This is a genomic window from Agrobacterium sp. SORGH_AS_0745 (genome assembly GCF_030818995.1).
GTDB classification, from domain to species: domain Bacteria; phylum Pseudomonadota; class Alphaproteobacteria; order Rhizobiales; family Rhizobiaceae; genus Agrobacterium; species Agrobacterium tumefaciens.
Genome location: NZ_JAUTBI010000003.1, coordinates 1,732,953 through 1,745,258 on the forward strand (window position 1 = coordinate 1,732,953; position 12,306 = coordinate 1,745,258).

General features: G+C 59.6%; 12 protein-coding genes. 8 read left to right on the top strand and 4 right to left on the bottom strand.

Annotated features, from left to right (window positions below):
- Positions 1 to 71: 71 nt before the first annotated feature.
- From radA to alr, 3 genes are all read right to left on the bottom strand, one after another.
- Positions 72 to 1,472, bottom strand: a complete 1,401-nt coding sequence (gene radA / locus QE432_RS18200; RefSeq protein ID WP_003512347.1) for a DNA repair protein RadA — start codon at positions 1,470 to 1,472, stop codon at positions 72 to 74.
- A 197-nt stretch (positions 1,473 to 1,669) separates the two neighbouring features.
- Positions 1,670 to 1,936 carry a type II toxin-antitoxin system ParD family antitoxin gene (locus QE432_RS18205; RefSeq protein ID WP_065704800.1) on the bottom strand — a complete coding sequence of 89 codons (267 nt, stop codon included), beginning with the start codon at positions 1,934 to 1,936 and terminating at the stop codon, positions 1,670 to 1,672.
- Between the two features lie 65 nt (positions 1,937 to 2,001).
- The gene (alr, locus tag QE432_RS18210) at positions 2,002 to 3,177 is read right to left on the bottom strand and encodes an alanine racemase (protein WP_112154967.1); all 1,176 of its coding nucleotides are present in this window, start codon (positions 3,175 to 3,177) and stop codon (positions 2,002 to 2,004) included.
- Positions 3,178 to 3,263: 86 nt separating this feature from the next.
- On the opposite strand from alr, the gene QE432_RS18215 reads away from it, so the two are divergent.
- The 4 genes from QE432_RS18215 (at position 3,264) to QE432_RS18230 (ending at position 7,100) form a co-directional block, all read left to right on the top strand.
- Positions 3,264 to 4,121, top strand: a complete 858-nt coding sequence (locus tag QE432_RS18215; protein WP_306625202.1) for an AraC family transcriptional regulator — start codon at positions 3,264 to 3,266, stop codon at positions 4,119 to 4,121.
- A 92-nt stretch (positions 4,122 to 4,213) separates the two neighbouring features.
- Positions 4,214 to 4,918, top strand: a complete 705-nt coding sequence (locus QE432_RS18220) for an AzlC family ABC transporter permease (protein ID WP_112154966.1) — start codon at positions 4,214 to 4,216, stop codon at positions 4,916 to 4,918.
- Positions 4,915 to 5,217 carry an AzlD family protein gene (locus QE432_RS18225; RefSeq protein WP_003512357.1) on the top strand — a complete coding sequence of 101 codons (303 nt, stop codon included), beginning with the start codon at positions 4,915 to 4,917 and terminating at the stop codon, positions 5,215 to 5,217. The genes QE432_RS18220 and QE432_RS18225 overlap by 4 nt, the downstream gene beginning before the upstream one ends.
- A gap of 188 nt (positions 5,218 to 5,405) precedes the next feature.
- The gene (locus tag QE432_RS18230; protein ID WP_306625205.1) at positions 5,406 to 7,100 is read left to right on the top strand and encodes an ABC transporter ATP-binding protein; all 1,695 of its coding nucleotides are present in this window, start codon (positions 5,406 to 5,408) and stop codon (positions 7,098 to 7,100) included.
- 76 nt (positions 7,101 to 7,176) lie between these two features.
- Here the strand turns inward: QE432_RS18230 and QE432_RS18235 are convergent, their stop codons facing one another.
- On the bottom strand, positions 7,177 to 8,673 hold the full coding sequence (locus QE432_RS18235; protein WP_003512358.1) for a replicative DNA helicase: 1,497 nt from the start codon (positions 8,671 to 8,673) through the stop codon (positions 7,177 to 7,179).
- Positions 8,674 to 8,730: 57 nt separating this feature from the next.
- Between QE432_RS18235 and QE432_RS18240 the strand changes: the two genes are divergently transcribed.
- From QE432_RS18240 to QE432_RS18255, 4 genes are read left to right on the top strand one after another with little or no spacing between them, the layout of a single operon-like run.
- Positions 8,731 to 8,943 carry a hypothetical protein gene (locus QE432_RS18240; RefSeq protein WP_127966030.1) on the top strand — a complete coding sequence of 71 codons (213 nt, stop codon included), beginning with the start codon at positions 8,731 to 8,733 and terminating at the stop codon, positions 8,941 to 8,943.
- Between the two features lie 40 nt (positions 8,944 to 8,983).
- A complete protein-coding gene (locus tag QE432_RS18245; RefSeq protein ID WP_003512359.1) occupies positions 8,984 to 9,439 on the top strand; it encodes a MarR family winged helix-turn-helix transcriptional regulator in 456 nt (151 codons plus the stop codon).
- The gene (locus tag QE432_RS18250) at positions 9,436 to 11,136 is read left to right on the top strand and encodes an MFS transporter (protein ID WP_162632957.1); all 1,701 of its coding nucleotides are present in this window, start codon (positions 9,436 to 9,438) and stop codon (positions 11,134 to 11,136) included. The genes QE432_RS18245 and QE432_RS18250 overlap by 4 nt, the downstream gene beginning before the upstream one ends.
- Positions 11,137 to 11,154: 18 nt before the next feature.
- The gene (locus QE432_RS18255; protein ID WP_003512361.1) at positions 11,155 to 12,222 is read left to right on the top strand and encodes an HlyD family secretion protein; all 1,068 of its coding nucleotides are present in this window, start codon (positions 11,155 to 11,157) and stop codon (positions 12,220 to 12,222) included.
- Positions 12,223 to 12,306: the final 84 nt, after the last annotated feature.

Below are 12,306 nucleotides of genomic sequence, written 5' to 3' on the forward strand. Positions count from 1 at the left end.
CCTGTCAGGCGCTGCCTTGCCAATTGTGCGATCCTCTTACACCACTGTTTCCCTTGGCGAAAGGATCAATCTTAGTCGTCCTCAACCTGTTTGAACCGGTTGCCGGAACCGGCGATGCGCGCCACGAGGTCCGGCAGGCTTTCTATTTCCGTCCAGCGCCCCTTGCCCGCTTTCGGCAATTCAGCCGAAGCAGACGGCAGAAGTGCGGCGGAGAAACCGAGTTTTTCAGCTTCTTTCAAACGCTGGCCCGTATGCGAGACGGGCCGTACCGCGCCCGACAGGCTGATCTCGCCGAAATAGACGCAATCGGCAGGCAGGGCAAGACCGGCAAGCGAGGAAACCAGCGCAGAAGCTATCGCCATATCCGCAGCCGGTTCGGAAATGCGGTATCCGCCGGCGACGTTCAGATAAACGTCGTGCTGACCGAGCTTCACGCCGCAATGGGCTTCAAGCACGGCAAGGATCATGGCGAGCCGCGAACTGTCCCAGCCGACCACGGCGCGGCGCGGCGTGCCGAGCGAGGTGGCCGCGACCAGCGCCTGCACCTCGACCAGAATGGGACGGGTGCCCTCCATGCCGGCAAAGACTGCGGCACCGGGAGATTTCTCATTGCGCTCGCCAAGGAACAGTTCGGACGGGTTTGAGACCTCGCGCAATCCGCGATCGGACATTTCAAACACGCCGATCTCGTCCGTCGGCCCGAAGCGGTTCTTGACGGTGCGCAGAATGCGGTAATGGTGGCCGCGGTCGCCTTCGAAATAAAGCACGGCGTCGACCATGTGCTCCACCACGCGGGGACCAGCGATCTGGCCTTCCTTGGTCACATGGCCCACCAGCACCATGGTCGCGCCCGTCTGCTTGGCGTAACGGATCATTGCCTGCACGCCGGTGCGCACCTGCGTTACCGTGCCGGGAGCGGAATCGGCCGTGTCGCTCCATAGCGTCTGGATGGAATCGATGATGACGAGATCGGGGCGCTTGCCCTCGGAAATCGTCGCCAGAATATCCTCGACATTCGTTTCTGCCGCCAGCAGCACGTCGGTTTCCGCCGCACCCAGCCGCTGGGCGCGCAGACGCACCTGCGCTACCGCTTCTTCGCCAGAAACATAGATGACGCGATGTCCGCGCCGTGAAAGGGCAGCTGCCGCCTGCATCAGCAGGGTCGATTTGCCGATGCCGGGATCGCCGCCGATCAACACCGCCGAACCGCGCACGAAACCGCCACCGGTTGCCCGGTCCAGTTCGCTGATGCCGGTCGGAATGCGCGGCGCCTCCTCGATCTCGCCCGAAAGCGCCGTAAGCGCGACCGCCCGGCCTTTTTTCGGCGTCTTGCCGGGGCCGGAACCGATGCCGCCCATCGGGTCTTCTTCGACGATGGTATTCCATTCGCCGCAGCCTTCGCATTTTCCCGCCCAGCGGGTATGAACCGTGCCGCAGTTCTGGCACACGAATTGGGTCTTGGCTTTGGCCATCTATGTCAGTTTTCTTCTTGTTTGAAATCTTTGGCGGAATTGTCCTGGTGGCCGTGCAGCAAGCGCAGAACGGTTAGATCGGCCTCGTCAACACGAAAGAAGATGACGCGCCCACGATAGGCAATACTGCGAAGCCCGGCCCATGGTCTTCGGCAAGATCGCGCCTTGCCCGCGTGGTCCAGATTGGGGTCCGGATTTTAATGACCGGTCCCCGTTTTTTGCTGCACGGAAACGCGTTTGATATCGCTCAGGAAGACGTCTTGTGAGGCATAGCGGTGAACCCGGCCTGCTTCAGCGTCGTCAATGCCCTGTATCAGCAATTTAAGCGCGACTCTTTTTCTTTCATCGCTGCTCAGTAATTGCAGGCTCGCATGAATAACGGCGTCCGCATCGCTATAGACACCCGCAGCCACCTGCTCTTCGATGAACTTTTCGTCCTGTTCGCTCAAATGGATTTCGGGCATTTCGATCTCCTTTTGTTCTCTTTTAGCACAGGTCGCTTCCGCTTTCCAAGAGCTAAAGACGTGGTTCAGTCGTCAGCCATTAGATATTGCCGCTCGTAGCGCAAACCAAGCCCCGTCAGCATTTCGTAACCGATGGTGCCGGCGGCGCGCGCCACCTCATCGAGCGGCACTTTCGGGCCGAAAAGCTCGATATAATCGCCGGTGCGGACAGCGTTTGCCGGTATGTCCGTGATATCGAAAATAGTGAGATCCATGGTTACACGACCGGCGACCGGCGCCTTGTGGCCGTTGACTACGCCGTAAGCACCGCCATGGCCCATTTCGCGCAATGGAATGCCGGAACCGGAAAGCGACCGCTGGTATCCGTCCGCGTAACCAACGGAAGCGATGGCAAGGCGGCTCGCCCGTTTCAGCAAATAGGTGCCGCCATAGCTGACTGTCTGGCCTTCGCCGGCCTCGCGAATCTGGATGATCCGCGCTTCGGCCCTTGCGACGGGCCGCATCGGGTTTGCCACATCGTTGATTGCCTCGCCGCCGTAAAGGGCAATGCCGGGGCGGGTGAGATCGAAATGATAATCCGGTCCCAGAAAGATCCCGGCAGAGGCGGAAAGGCTTGATTCGATTCCTTCGAAAGCGGCGCTAACCTTGCGGAATGATTCGAGCTGGACCTTATTCATGGGCGAAGACGGCGTGTCGGCGCAGGCGAGGTGGGAGAGCACCAGAACCGGATCGAAACTCGCAGGCCGGGTCACGTCGTCTGCCAGAAACAGCGCGTCGTCCAGCGGCAGGCCAAGCCGGTTGAAGCCGGTATCCACATGCAGCGCGCAGGGGTGTTCGCCGCGTTCGGCAACTGTCGCCATCCAGAAGGAGAGCTGTTCCTCCGAGGCCAGAACCGGCACGAGATCATTGTCGAAGACCTGACGCTCCTGGCCCTGCCAGATGCCTGACAGCACGAAGATGCGCGCTTCCGGTGCATAGGATCGCAAGGTCGCACCTTCGGACACCGTTGCCACGAAGAAGTCGCGTGCGCCGGCATGGTAGAGCGTCGCGCCGCAATCCTCGATACCGAGCCCGTAGGCATCTGCTTTCACGACAGCCGCCGTCCGCGCCTTGCCGGACCGCTTTTTCATGTCGCGCCAATTGTCGGCAAGCGCGCCGAGATCGACGGTCAGCCTCAGCGGCGCATGTTCGAAAGCGTCGGTTTCGTGTTCGGAAAATGTGTCTTCGAAGTCGTCTGTCATGCCATGCGTCCGGTTGATTTGGAACCGGTTCGGACCCTAGCACTTTTGTTCAAGACGGTAATGACCGATTGGTTTAAAGTCGTTCTATGCACAATGTTTCGCAGGAACAGGCCATAGACGTCATGCCGGTTGCAGCGGCGGAAACGACGCGTTTCTGGCGCGACCCGCGTTTTGGCGGCATGGAATGTCTGAGCGCGACGTTCCTGACACATGAATATTCGCCGCACGCGCATGATACCTTCTCGATCGGCGCGATCGAAAGCGGCTCGCAGATTTCCACCATTCAGGGCACCAGGGAACAGACCGGGCCGGGGCATCTCTATCTCATCAATCCGGACGAGATTCACGATGGTGCGCCGGGTGGCGGCGGTTATCGTTATCGGATGATCTATCCCGACGCAGCGCTGCTGCGTGATATTATCGAGGATGTGACGGGCAGAGCTTTCCACGGAATGCCGTCCTTTCCAAGGTTTCTGCCGCGTGATCCGCAGATGGCCGCTGCTTTTCAGATGGCGCATCGCAGGCTGGAGGCCAAGTCCGGCGCTCTTGAGGCAGACGAGGGGATGTTCTCGGTTCTGGCGGCACTGTTCGGCAGGCATGGCAGCGCCATTATCCTGGCCGTTGAAACCCGCGAGAAGACGGCGGTCCATACCGCCCGCGACTATCTCTCCGATAATTACGAGACCGATATCGGCCTTGAGGAATTGGCGTCCATCGCTGGTCTCAGCCGCGCGCATCTCATCCGGGCCTTCCGCAAGGAGTTCCACATCACCCCGCATGCCTATCTGACGGATGTGCGCATAAGGCGCGCGCGCCGTCTTCTGCGTTCCGGCGAAATGCCGGCCGAGGTGGCTGCGCTGTGCGGTTTTGCCGATCAGGCGCATTTTACGCGGCATTTCAAGGCGCGCACCGGTGTCACGCCGGGACAATTCCGGACAGCGTGATTTTGGTGGCCATTCCGAAGCGCAACGTCACTTTCATTCAAGACTGGAAAAACTTGCAGGCGTAATCGCATCTCTCTGAAAAGGAGAATGCAATGTCCGTACTGGAAAAACGTGCAGAGCTTGGCGCAGGCCTGAGAGCTGCGGCACCCCTGCTGGTCGCCATGGTGCCGATCGGCGCCGTGTTCGGTGCAGTCGCGGTCGGCAAGGGATTGTCGCCGCTGGAAGCCTCGCTGATGTCGATTCTCGTCTTTGCAGGTGGCTCGCAATTCGTCGCCCTGGATCTGTGGACCCATCCGGCAAGCTGGAGCGCGCTCGGTTTTGCCGCGCTGCTGGTCAATCTTCGCCATGTGCTGATGAGCGCTTCCATCGCTGGCAAGCTCGATGATTTTACCGGCTGGCGAAAATATGCGGCCATGCTGGTGCTGACGGACGAATCCTGGGCGCTATCGGAATTCAGGGCAGTTGCCGGCAGGCTGACGGCCGCATTTTTCACCGGCGCTGCGCTGCCAATCTACCTCGTCTGGAACATCGCCACGCTCACGGGCGCGCTTTTAGGCTCGGTGATGGGCGACATGACGGTCATCGGTCTGGACTTCGCTTTTCCGGCCGTGTTCATCGTGCTGCTGATGGGGTTCTGGAAGGGCAGGGAAACGGGCCTGGTGCTGCTGGCAAGCGCTGCCGCCGCCTTTGTCACGCACGCGCTGGTCCCAGGCGCCTGGTACATAGCCGCCGGTGCGCTTGCGGGGCTTTCCGTCGCAGCCTTCGGCTGCGAGGACGAGGCGGAGCAGCCTGCATGACGCTTGATACGAACACCCTGCTGGCGATCCTCGCCATGATGGCGGCCACCGTTGCTACGCGTCTTGGGGGTCTGCTGCTGGTCAACCATTTCACCCTGACGCCGCGTCTGAAAAAAGCGCTCGGCGTGGTTCCGCCTGCCGTCTTGATGGCTGTGGTGACGCCAACGGCATTCTCAAGCGGAATGGCGGAAACAATCGCCTGCGCGGTGACGGCAGTCGCGGCGCTCCGCCTCAGCCTGCTCCCAGCCGCAACGCTCGGCGTCGTCACCGTGGCGCTTTTGCGCGGAATCGGATTGTGAGGCAATCCCGCCAAAGTTCTGAAAAGATTCTGCTTGCCCCGATCGCTAAAAGCCCGATCCCCCGCCAATCTCTTTTGTGCGTCATATTAAATATAAATCAACCTCCCTGAGACTGGGTTGAGAAGGGAGTGTCGAGCCGCTATCCAATGCGCGTAACATCTGTCAGGCAGCGCGGGCGGGAGAGAGTGATGACGGGCAATCGCGAAGTTGCATTCGGACCGCTTTCCCGCATCTATGCCGAAGATCTGAAGACGTCATGGCCGTCGATCATCTTTCTGCTGCTGACGATCCTGCTCGGGTCGCTTCTTACCACCGTCGGCCCTCTCGTGTTTTCCCGCCTGATCGACGATATGCCAGACGCACCGCTGCAATGGATGCTTGGATTTTCGCTTTATGCGGCCCTTACGGCACTGGCGACCGGCATTCAGCGCTCCACGCAATATATGTCGGTCATTCATTCGGAGCGGCTGGAATATGTTGCGACGACCCGCTTCTTCGAGCGTATCGTTCACAAACATCCCTCGTTCTTCAACGATCATAATCCCGCGGAAATTCAGTCTGCGCAGACACGCGGTGCTTCGGCCGCCTCGATGATCATGCAGATCGGCCTTATTTATTTCGTGCCCGGAATTGCCACGTTTCTGTTCAGCACCCTTTTATTGGGAGCGATCCTCAGTGTGGATCTGGTCGCCATCGTCATTCTCTATGGGGCGGCCTTCATCTCGCTTACGCTCGCCTCGAACCGTCTGACTTCGCCTTTTCTCGAAAAGGCCATCGAAGCCGGGCAGGAAAATGCCGGTTTTGTAGGAAACGCCATCGGCATGATCGAGCCTTTGCGGCATACGGGCAGCACGGCCTGGATGAAGCGCCGGTTTGCGGACAATGCGGGAGTGATCTACCGTAACTGGCGGGTTTATTCACTGCGCCGGATCGGTTTCGTCTTCACCATCTCGCTTGCACTCACGGCACAGATGATCATTGGCTTCTATCTCCTTTTGCCGCGTTATGAGGCGGGAGACTTGTCGATAGGCGATATCGTTCTGTTCAACACGCTGCTGCTGCAACTCAACATGCCTTTCGAACTGATCGGACAGTCGATCAGCGAGGCGATTCGGTCCTTCGCCCATTTCGCGCCCTATGCCCGCATGTGGAGTGCGCCGGAAGAGGAAGAGCCGCCGCATGTCAACCGCCTACGGCTATCGGGTAAAGAGATTGAATTCGATCATGTGGGTTTTCGTTATGAAAACGGTCGCGGCGTTGAAGGAGTTTCTTTCACGGCGGCGCCAGGACGCCTGACCTTCATCATCGGCGAAACCGGTTCCGGCAAATCCACACTTTTCCGGCTACTGCAGAAAACCATGGCGCCGCAATCCGGCCGCATCACCATCGACGGAATCGATCTGACTGCAATCGACCGGGAGGACTGGTTTGCCGCCGCTGGTATCGTTCCGCAGGAAGTGCAATTGCTAAACGATACACTGCGCAGCAATATCGTGCTCGGGCGGGTGCTAGACGAGGAAAGGCTGCGCCGCTCCGCAGAGCGCGCCGCCATACTCGACCGGATTCAGGCAATGCCGGAAGGGTTCGATACCGTCGTCGGCGAAAGGGGGCTGAAACTCTCCGGCGGCGAGCGCCAGCGGGTGGCGATTGCCCGCGCGCTTTATGGCGAACCATCCATTCTGCTCCTCGATGAGGCTAGCTCGGCGCTGGACGAGGAAACGGAGCGCGAAATCATGGATCAGCTAAGACGGGTCGACAGCGATATTACCATCATCGCCATCACCCATCGCCAGAGCAGCATCCGCGCCGGCGATCAGGTCATCGCGTTGCCGAGCGTAATAATCAATGAGTCGCATTCTGAAATTACAGCCCCAAACCCCTGAAAAGATTCAGCCTCATCCTGAAACAGATGGGGCGTAATTTATCAGCGATTGCTGGCGCGGTCGCGCGACAGCGCGGTCAATGCTCTTCGTACTGGCTGAAGCTCGGGTCGGCCAGATCCGCGAAGCGGGTGAATTCGGACTGGAAGGCGAGTTTCACCGTGCCGGTGGGTCCGTGACGCTGCTTGGCGATGATGACGTCCGCGGTGCCTTTCACCTTGTCGAACAGGGCCTCCCACTCGGCATATTTCGGATCGGAAATATCGCGCGGCTCCATGTTCTTGACGTAATACTCTTCACGGAACACGAACAGCACCACGTCGGCGTCCTGCTCGATCGAGCCCGATTCACGCAGGTCGGAAAGCTGCGGGCGCTTGTCTTCACGGCTTTCCACCGCACGGGAGAGCTGTGAAAGCGCGATGATGGGAACATTGAGTTCCTTGCCGAGCGCCTTAAGGCCCGTGGTGATCTGGGTGATTTCCTGCACGCGGTTCTCACCGCTTTTGCCGGCGCCGGTCATCAGCTGAATATAGTCGACCACCAGGACGTCAAGACCACGCTGGCGCTTCAGTCGACGTGCACGGGCGGAAAGCTGGGCGATGGAGATACCACCGGTCTGGTCGATGTAAAGCGGCACCTTCTGCATCATCTGGGAGCAGGCGACGAGCTTCTCGAAATCGGCCTCGGTAATGTCACCGCGGCGGATTTTCGAGGAAGACACTTCCGTCTGCTCTGAAATGATACGGGTTGCCAGCTGTTCGGACGACATTTCGAGCGAGTAGAAGCCGACGACGCCGCCGTTTTTCGCCTTGAACGAACCATCAGGCTGTACTTCCTGATCGTAGGTCGCGGCGATGTTATAGGCGATGTTGGTGGCAAGCGAGGTCTTGCCCATACCCGGACGACCGGCAAGTACGATAAGGTCGGAACGCTGCAGGCCGCCCATGCGGGCGTCGAGCGAGTGGATGCCGGTGGAAATGCCGGAAAGATTGCCGTCACGCTCGAAGGCGGCGCCCGCCATGTCGATCGCCAGCGCCACCGCATCGTTGAACGACTGGAAGCCGCCATCGTAGCGGCCGGTTTCCGCCAGTTCGAACAGGCGGCGCTCGGTGTCTTCGATCTGCGCCTGCGGCGGCATGTCCAGCGGCGCATCATAGGCGATGTTGACGACATCCTCGCCGATCTGGATCAGCGCGCGGCGCAGCGCCAGATCGTAAATCGCCCGGCCGTAATCTTCCGCATTGATGATCGAAACGGCTTCTGCCGCCAGACGCGCCAGATATTGCGCCACCGTCAGGTCGCCGACCTTATCGTCTGCGGGCAGGAAGGTCTTGATGGTTACCGGATTTGCGGTCTTGCCCATGCGGATGATGTCGCCCGCCACTTCGAAAATCTTGCGGTGCAGCGGTTCGTAAAGATGCACGGGCTTCAAGAAGTCCGACACGCGGTAATAGGCGTCGTTGTTAACGAGGATGGCGCCCAGCAGCGCCTGTTCGGCCTCGATATTGTTCGGCGCCTCGCGGTAATGCGGTTCCGCCGGTTGCGCGGGGGTGATCTTTCTCACAGCGTCGTTCATGGTTTGCACGATCTCCCTTTGCCTTGCCACTACACTTCGGGTTTGGCTTCCTTGGCCATGGCAGTCAATGATATTGTTGCAACACTCTATGGCAGCCTGACGTCCTGTCTGCGAAGCTGGATCACATCTTCAGTTGTCCCCAGCAATCCACAGGCGGGTGGGGACAAGGTGCGGGAAATTCCCGGCAACGTGATTCGCTGCCATGAGTTTATCGCATGGCAGACCCGACGTGAAAGAAACTTGAAAATCGGCAGGCTTCCAAATAAATAGGCAGAAAATAAGTAGTGTGCTAATTATAAGGCTTGCTGACATGTCCCGCGAAACCGACAAGGAACAGCTTCTGGACGAGGTGTCCGCCTTCACCCGCAAGCTGCGCGCATTTTTTGACGCGCGGGTAGGGGAAAGCGGCCTGACTCTGGCGCGTGCGCGTGCGCTTTTCGCGCTGTCGCGACGTGGGCCGCTGACCCAGACGGAGCTTGCCGAGGAAATGGAAATCGAAACGCCGACGCTGGTGCGCGTGCTTGACGGCATGGAGAAACAGAACCTCATCGAGCGCCGCTCCGACGAAACCGACCGCCGTGCCAAACGCATCCACATGACGGAGGAGGGCGAGAAAACCTCCGAAACGGTGCAGGCGGTGGCAAAATCGCTCCGTTCTGAAATCGCCGCCGATGTTTCCTCGCAGGATCTGGCGATGGCGCTGGATGTCATGCGCAGGCTTTCGGCCAATCTGCAAAATCTGGCAAGCGGGAGGGCGCAATCGTGAGTACCGTGGTGCCGCAAACGGCAGATGAGACCGCCTCTGAAAATGCCGACGTGACGGTAAAGCCGGCGGGCGCGCCGGAATCTGCTGCTGCGGCCGCCGCGCCGCAACCGGTGGAGCGGCCAGTGTGGCTGCGGCTGTGTTTCATCTTCGCGGGCCTGGCGTTCTTCATCACCCAAGGATTGGGCATGAACCTCGTCATGGCCAATCTATACCAGTTGCAGGGCGAATTTTCCGCCACGGTGGCCGAGGTCGCCTGGCTTTCCGCCGCCTATATGGCCCCCTATGCCACGTTTTCCATCGCGCTGTTCAAGGTGCGAACGCAATATGGCCTGCGGCCCTTTGCCGAACTTTCGATCATCGTCTTCGTCGTCGCCTCATGCCTCAACCTGTTCGTGACAGATTTGCATTCGGCGATCGTCATCCGCTTCCTCAGCGGCATGGCGGCGGCACCTCTTTCTTCGCTCGGCTTTCTCTACATTCTGGAGGCCTTTCCGCCGGCACGGAAATTCTCGCTGGGCTTCAGCATCGCGCTCACCGGAACCTTGCTGTCTGCACCGCTCGCGCGCATCGTCTCGCCTTCCTTGCTGCAAATCGGCGGCTGGAATGCCCTCTACACGATGGAAATGGGCTTCGCGCTGATCTCGCTCGCCTTGATCTACCTGTTGAAAGTCACGCCGCCGCCGCGGGCGAAAGTCATCGAGCGCACGGATATTCTGAGCTACCTTCTGTTTGCGGGTGGCCTTGGCTGTCTTGCGGTCATGCTCACGCTTGGCCGGTTTTACTGGTGGTTCGAAACATGGTGGCTGGGCGTGCTTCTGGCCACGTCGATCACGCTTCTCACGCTGATGGTCGTCATCGAGTTGCCGCGCAAGAACCCGCTGCTTGACCTGCGCTGGATTTTTTCGAAAACCAACCTGCATGTCATAGCGGTCCTTCTCATCTACCGTGCAGTTTCCTCCGAGCAATCCTCGACGGCGGTGAGTTTCTACCAGCAGCTTGGCCTTTTGAACGACCAGACGATCACGCTTTATGCTCTGGTGCTTTTGGCGACGGTTCTCGGCGGTGCGGCCTGTGCTTGGCTGATGCTGACGAAATATGTCGATACCGCTCATGTGATTGCGCTTACCCTGATTGCGGCCGGCGCTTTTCTGGACAGCCAGTCCAACAATCTGACGCGGCCAGCGCAGATGTATCTGAGCCAGATGATGATCGCCTTCGGTGCGGCCATGTTCCTGCCGCCCGTTATGGCAAAGGGGTTCGCTGCCGCACTTGCGCGCGGAGCGCCCTATCTGGTGAATTTCATCACCATCTTCCTGTTCACCCAGATCACCGGATCGATGTTGATGACCGGGCTGCTCGGCAGTTTCGTGACGCTGCGCGAAAAATTCCATTCCAATATTCTGGTGGAAAATATCCTGCTCACCAACCCATTGGTCGCCCAGCGCGTGTCGCAACTTTCCGGCGCCTACAGCCACGTCATCACCGATCCGGCGCTGCTGAAGGCCGAGGGGCTTTCCCTCCTTGGCCAGCAGGTTACCAAGGAAGCCTATGTGCTCGCCTATAACGATACGTTCCTGTTGATTTCCACCGTTGCGGCGCTGGCGCTCATGGCGCTTTTGCTCCACCTTGCATGGCTGCGCATCCGTCCCCGCTTTTTCCGGGACAATGTCGATGCCGCGCCGGCGCCACAGTCTTGAACCTCCAAGAGTGATAATATGCTGAAGAAGATTTTTACCCCCGTTTCCATTCTCGTTCTGCTCGGTGGCCTCGCCGGCGTCGCGCTGGTGCTCTATGCATGGCGCCTGCCGCCATTCCTTTCCACCGTCGAAATGACCGACAACGCCTTCGTGCGTGGTTACGTGACGACGATGAGCCCGCAGGTGAGCGGTTATGTCGTGGATGTGCCGGTGAAGGACTATCAGGAGGTCAAACAGGGCACGTTGCTGGCGAAGATAGACGACCGCATCTACCGCCAGAAGCAGGCGCAGGCGGGAGCCGCGCTGGATACGCAAAAGGCGGCATTGGACAATTCCCGCCAGCAGGAAAACGCCGCCAACGCCAATATCCGTTCCAGCGAGGCGGCTGTCGATAGCGCGCAGGCATCTCTGAAACAGGCGCAACTGGCATCAGACCGTCAGGACAACCTCATCAAAAGCGGTGCCGGCACCTCCAGCCTGCAGGAAGAGGCGCATGCTGCGCTTGAAAAGGCGAGGGCATCGCTCTCGCAGGCGAAAGCGGCACTTGAGGTCTCGCGGCAGGATTTGCAGACGATCATCGTTAACCGCAGTTCCCTGCAGGCCGCTGTCGCCAATGCCGAGGCTGCGGTCGAACTCGCCAGGATCGATCTCGACAATACCGAAATTCACGCGCCGGTGGACGGCAGGCTCGGCGAAATCGGCGTGCGCACCGGTCAGTATGTGACGGCCGGAACGCAGTTGATGGCGGTTGTGCCGCATGATGTCTGGGTCATCGCCAATTTCAAGGAAACCCAGCTCGCGGGCATGCAGGTCGGCCAGCCGGTGACGATCTCGGTGGATGCCCTGCATCGCCGCAAGCTCAACGGCCGCGTCGAGCGGTTCTCGCCCGCAACGGGATCGGAATTCGCTGTCATCAAGCCCGACAATGCCACCGGCAATTTCGTGAAGATCGCCCAGCGTCTCGGCGTGCGTATCGCAATCGACGCCGATCAGCCGCTGGCAGCGGATCTGTCGCCGGGCATGTCGGTGGTCGTGCATGTGGACAAGAGCGTGGCGCCTGAGGGGGCGGAGACGGCGGCGAGGTAGTCTGGCTATTGGAGTATGCCGAGAGGCGCCCCCTCTGTCCTCCCGGACATCTCCCCCACAAGGGTGGAGATCGAATTGTGGCTT

Coding starts and splice junctions, on each gene's coding strand:
- QE432_RS18230 (WP_306625205.1), top strand. CDS start 5,406: ATGACGGGCAATCGCGAAGTTGCATTCGGACCGCTTTCCCGCATCTAT.
- QE432_RS18245 (WP_003512359.1), top strand. CDS start 8,984: ATGTCCCGCGAAACCGACAAGGAACAGCTTCTGGACGAGGTGTCCGCC.
- QE432_RS18235 (WP_003512358.1), bottom strand. CDS start 8,673: ATGAACGACGCTGTGAGAAAGATCACCCCCGCGCAACCGGCGGAACCG.
- QE432_RS18225 (WP_003512357.1), top strand. CDS start 4,915: ATGACGCTTGATACGAACACCCTGCTGGCGATCCTCGCCATGATGGCG.
- QE432_RS18255 (WP_003512361.1), top strand. CDS start 11,155: ATGCTGAAGAAGATTTTTACCCCCGTTTCCATTCTCGTTCTGCTCGGT.
- alr (WP_112154967.1), bottom strand. CDS start 3,177: ATGACAGACGACTTCGAAGACACATTTTCCGAACACGAAACCGACGCT.
- QE432_RS18240 (WP_127966030.1), top strand. CDS start 8,731: ATGGCAGTCAATGATATTGTTGCAACACTCTATGGCAGCCTGACGTCC.
- radA (WP_003512347.1), bottom strand. CDS start 1,472: ATGGCCAAAGCCAAGACCCAATTCGTGTGCCAGAACTGCGGCACGGTT.
- QE432_RS18220 (WP_112154966.1), top strand. CDS start 4,214: ATGTCCGTACTGGAAAAACGTGCAGAGCTTGGCGCAGGCCTGAGAGCT.
- QE432_RS18205 (WP_065704800.1), bottom strand. CDS start 1,936: ATGCCCGAAATCCATTTGAGCGAACAGGACGAAAAGTTCATCGAAGAG.
- QE432_RS18215 (WP_306625202.1), top strand. CDS start 3,264: ATGCACAATGTTTCGCAGGAACAGGCCATAGACGTCATGCCGGTTGCA.